Genomic DNA, 4,656 nt, shown 5'->3' on the forward strand with positions numbered 1-4,656 from the left:
GGCGCAATCGCCTCCACCTGCTCCACTTCCCCCACCACCAGTAAGATACGTACCCGGAACCACCACAACCGACCATAACGGCGGTGCAGGCGGGCGGCCAAGTCTGCCAATGCGGCAACGGATTCAGACAACGGGACATCTACAGGCTCGACTTTTTTATCATCACCGGCAATACGCTGACGCAGCTGTTCAAAACTCAGTTCTCCCGCTTGACGGCTGGCAATATAATAAATCCCCATCAACAGGAGAAAAACCACCCCACCGATGGCGATAACGATGAATCCTGTCTGCTGAGTGCTGCTATCGCCCTTAATACCCAACACCTCGGGCATCTTCCAGACCAGGTAACTTAACGTGACAGCCATGACCAAAACAAAGGCAATCAGCGGCCAGAAAAAGGATTGTGTTCGAATACGTTTCATTGTGTAACCTCTGGGGAAATTTCATAAGGCGAGATGACGGCACACCAGCTCCCTTCATCAGGGACGGATGAACCACTGAGGGTAAGCTGACAAGCGGCAATGTGTTGTACAGCGCGGGCCGCTGCGGCGACCACAAGCCAAGGTGCGACACAACCCGCTGAACCCAATGATGAATCCAGGTCATAAATACTGTGTTCACCGATCATATTTAAAGGCACCGTGCTGCTCAGGGCGATAAACGCCTCCCTGTCTGCCTGAGATAACCCTGACAACCAAACATGCTGTAATGATTCTGGCGTCACCGGCACCCAATCCAGAGCCTGGAGCACACTTTGCTCAAGCGTCATATGAGCAACACATTCAGGACGATGAAGAAAAGCCAGAGGCGTTAACGTCTTTTGCGTCAGTCGATTTCCCAATATCAGCCCGACAGCAGATTCAGCGGTCTTCTCTGGCTGTTGCGGACTAACCTGTAGAGCGACGACCATTAACAACGACCGCTCACGAATACGGTTATCCAGCCAATCATCCACCACAGATAACCCCGCCCCTTCAACAAAACTGACCGGCTGACGAATACCGGACTCAGCCCAGACCTGCTGCCATATTTCACGTAATAAACTCGCCGACAACGCGGTATTAGCCTCAAAAACCATGGCAAGGGGCGTATTATCCGGGAACGGGGCCAGCGCCTGAGCAAAGCTCACAATAATAGATGACAACGTCCGCCGGACTAATTCATCAGGAGAGTCATCATCCAACGTAGGCAAACGACTGTGGCGGACCGCCGCTTCACTTTGCCATGACGCCTGAGCTTTCAGCGCTTTCTCATTGTTAGTCAGTGACTCAATTTGAGTGTCCGGTGCATTTTCATCGACAAAGGCGGTATACAATGCCACACCCAGAATTTGTAGCGAACGCCGACCCCGCCTGGTTTCCTGCAAAATAACCTGTTGACGACGTTCGTCCCAGCCATCCGCCCCAAGATGCTGACCGGCATACAGTAACCACCGACATCCCACAATAACCCCCCAGCACAGCACAGGAATGCCTAACGCATATAACCCAAACATCACTGGCTGATGGTACATGTCTATGCCACTCCATAGCCCCGTGCTGATAACACCCACAATAAAAAGAACACCCGGAAGTAAGACACACCAGAACCAAAGCCGTAAAGGTTCAGGCCGGGGGGCCGGACCGGGGAGAAGATTCAATTTAACCGGCATAATAATTAACCCGCAGTAACAGCCAGCATAGAAGAAAGCAACATACCGCTGCACGTACAATCATGCCTGTGGAAGGCAACAAGTATCCCTGCATCACAAAATTCAGGATTGCCCTCAATAATCACGGTATCACCATGCTTTTTAATCGAATGGGTCACTGGAGTACCTTGACCAGCAACTCCAATCCCACCAAATTTCATTGCTAAAGAGCCTGAAATGATCTGACTACCGAGGGTAGTTTCATTTCCAATACGGATAATGCCGTTCATCATGTATTTCCTCTTTCATATTACATTTAAAAAAATCACCGTCTCCATTAAGGAGAAGATTTAGCTTTTAAAGAGATGAGAGCACTTCATCTTAACAATTAAGACCTGATGCTCACCCATTAACCTCCATTATCATAAATAAATCTGTCACCCTTCTTCCTGCATAAGCAAAAAATGAAAGTACAGTTAATATCAATGCAAATAACATATTCAGCCTTATATGGTTCATAATCATTTCTCTCCATTCGCTTCAATAACATCTTCTTTCATCAAAACACCTTTTTTAATAACATAATTAGTATGATTAACCTCCTTTCCTTGTTTATCTTTTTTAGAATGCCAATTGATAACAAACCCGCTTTTATTCCATGAAAATGAAGAATAATCATTCATATTATTGCTTAAACTTTTCATTGAGAATCCTTTATTACAACTACCAACCAATATTTTATTTATCTCTTTAACTTTCTTATTTAATAATTCATAAATATATAACCATGTTTCTGCATTTCCGCTACATCTACCTTTAGATCCCCTTGGCTTAGAGGGTAACTTCTGGAATATAGCAAGATAACCATGACCATCGATGGAGTTTATTTGTGTATTGGCATAAGCATTATAAATGCCTTTTTTCAATGGAATGATGATTTTTGAATTATTTATATTCTCTACAACAACATTTTTTTCTTTGAGTCCTTTGCTCTGAATATAAACTGGATCATTCAATTTTCCTCCCAATTCCTCAAGAGTGGCTTCACCATAAAAGAGCTTCCTACATTTTTCATAAATTTCATCTGAGTTTATTACCTCTCCAAAATCATTCCATCTTCGTGGAAACGTGATCCATTTTTTCTTTCTTATATCCCATACTCCAGGCATTACTTCTCCATATTCCCCATCCTCACATCCTAAACCATTCGGTGCAACATATTGTCCATTTGGTGAAATTTTCCCATTCCCATTCCCACCAATAGAAAATCCTTCACCTATACTCTCACTACGATTTTTATCATAAAAACCTGGTGCCTTAATAAAATTATCATTGCTACCAAAATAAGAAATTGTTGCTGACCAACTATCTCTGTCTTCTATGCCAAGCGAAAGATATAGTCGTTTATTGAAATTTATATCCTGCAACATGTTATTCTCAGGATCTGGACTTTTGTAAAGCTTAATTTGACCATTTTTACATTCTTTTAATTCATCAACTAGCAAATATCGATTAGATGAATAAAAAATGATTGCTTTTTTATCTGTGGTGTTCCTTATCATTCCATTACCATTATCTGTATCATCATTTTTCCAGTTTACAATATTGCACGTATTAAATTCACCAGATATGCTATTCTCGACAATAACAGTAGAAAAATTCTTCTTATTAAGAAAAACTTTTAGATTATCAACATTCACCACATAATCATCATTAGCAAAAGCATATAATGAAACCAATGATGACAATATTAACAATATTTTTTTTATCTTAATCATGATAAAACCTCTTTAGCTTTCCTAGTCATTTTATTTCTATCTTTCAATCCTTTATCACCACCATTAATTAGCTTGGTGACAGATTTTATAACCATGAATTCATCTTTTTGTTCTTTCTCGCTAGCATTTCCATGCCATTTATCCTTATCTATTTCTTTGACAATGTTAGGCTTTATCCCTCTGATAAAATATCCCCCAGTATCAATACAGTTGTACTCATTTTCAGTCACCTTTTGAGGATCATCTACCACAGCCGGTCGCTTTTTCATTTTATTAATATTTTTCTTCTTATATTCCTCATCATCCCACCAGTAGTTATCAAAATCTTTTTTAATAATCCAACCTCGATAAACCCAATAGGCCGCATAATTAGCTCTACCTGTCAGCATTTTAAATCCTCTGCCACGAAACTTTTGTGCATCGGTATCACCGCAGTTTCCATTACTCCAACTATATGATCCAGCGATTAAACCACCATGACGATTATATTTGGAGCCAGAAAAATAATTGTCTACCTCTGATCCAATGGCTCCATACCAATGCCCTAATTCTGATTCATTTTTTTCCGAATCCCCAACTATTCCTTTACCAATTTGCTTACCATGTTCAATTACTTGTTCCTGACTGTATTCTTGCATTACCCTTAATCTGGCAGATTCCACTGCTCCCTGACCTAAAAAATGAGCCTGTCTAATAGGTGTATTTATAATATATTTGAGCATAATTTTATTGATAGCCTGATAATACTTCTCCGAAGCTGTCTTAATAGCATTTAGCTCACTTTCATTATTTTTTCTTATATCATATGACATGATGTCCGTTATTTTCGACTGTTCTAACCACCCGCACTTCCTGAAATGGGTAATAAATCTCCTCGGATCAAAATGCCACACCTTGCCGGATGGTAATCCTGCCATATCAATACATAGCGCCTTAACATGAGCGATAAACTTATCCCAGTCCTCCTCCGACATCGGCTCATCCAGCACATCATTAGGCAATTTCAGCCAGTTAAAACGGGTGTCCACGGTCTCAGCATCCCACTCAAACGCAAAATGACAAATCGTGTAACTCAGGTCTGCTCGTGGCTCGGTTTCTGCGTTAAGTTCGGCCAGTAACGTCGGGGAATGGCACTGACTATTGCTGTCGCTGTCATCATCTATCAACTGCCACCCCATCCAGTGAGGAAAATCCGCATCACTGAATTTCTTCACCTCGCTCACCGCCAGATTCACCCAGCCTGCTCCG

General features: G+C 41.7%; 4 protein-coding genes and 1 pseudogene. All 5 read right to left on the bottom strand.

The features are described from left to right. Window positions 1-422 (bottom strand): annotated as a pseudogene (locus BO26_RS24990) (hypothetical protein); the annotation flags it as partial. After that, complete coding sequence (locus BO26_RS17860; protein WP_036773850.1) at window positions 419-1,651, bottom strand: hypothetical protein; 1,233 nt, start codon at window positions 1,649-1,651, stop codon at window positions 419-421. The gene BO26_RS17860 and the pseudogene BO26_RS24990, both read right to left, overlap by 4 nt. 5 nt (window positions 1,652-1,656) lie before the next feature. Beyond that, a complete protein-coding gene (locus tag BO26_RS17865) occupies window positions 1,657-1,923 on the bottom strand; it encodes a PAAR domain-containing protein (RefSeq protein WP_420864714.1) in 267 nt (88 codons plus the stop codon). Between the two features lie 228 nt (window positions 1,924-2,151). Continuing rightward, window positions 2,152-3,408, bottom strand: a complete 1,257-nt coding sequence (locus BO26_RS23735; protein ID WP_072023303.1) for a hypothetical protein — start codon at window positions 3,406-3,408, stop codon at window positions 2,152-2,154. Beyond that, entirely contained in the window at window positions 3,405-4,643 is a 1,239-nt protein-coding gene (locus BO26_RS17875) for a hypothetical protein (protein WP_051691045.1), read from the bottom strand. Before BO26_RS17875 ends, BO26_RS23735 begins: the two co-directional genes overlap by 4 nt. Window positions 4,644-4,656 lie beyond the last annotated feature (13 nt).

Origin of the sequence: Photorhabdus australis DSM 17609 (assembly GCF_000711895.1) — a bacterium.
In the GTDB taxonomy this organism is placed as follows: Bacteria; Pseudomonadota; Gammaproteobacteria; order Enterobacterales; family Enterobacteriaceae; genus Photorhabdus; species Photorhabdus australis.

Coding starts and splice junctions, on each gene's coding strand:
- BO26_RS17860 (WP_036773850.1), bottom strand. CDS start 1,651: ATGCCGGTTAAATTGAATCTTCTCCCCGGTCCGGCCCCCCGGCCTGAA.
- BO26_RS23735 (WP_072023303.1), bottom strand. CDS start 3,408: ATGATTAAGATAAAAAAAATATTGTTAATATTGTCATCATTGGTTTCA.
- BO26_RS17865 (WP_420864714.1), bottom strand. CDS start 1,923: ATGATGAACGGCATTATCCGTATTGGAAATGAAACTACCCTCGGTAGT.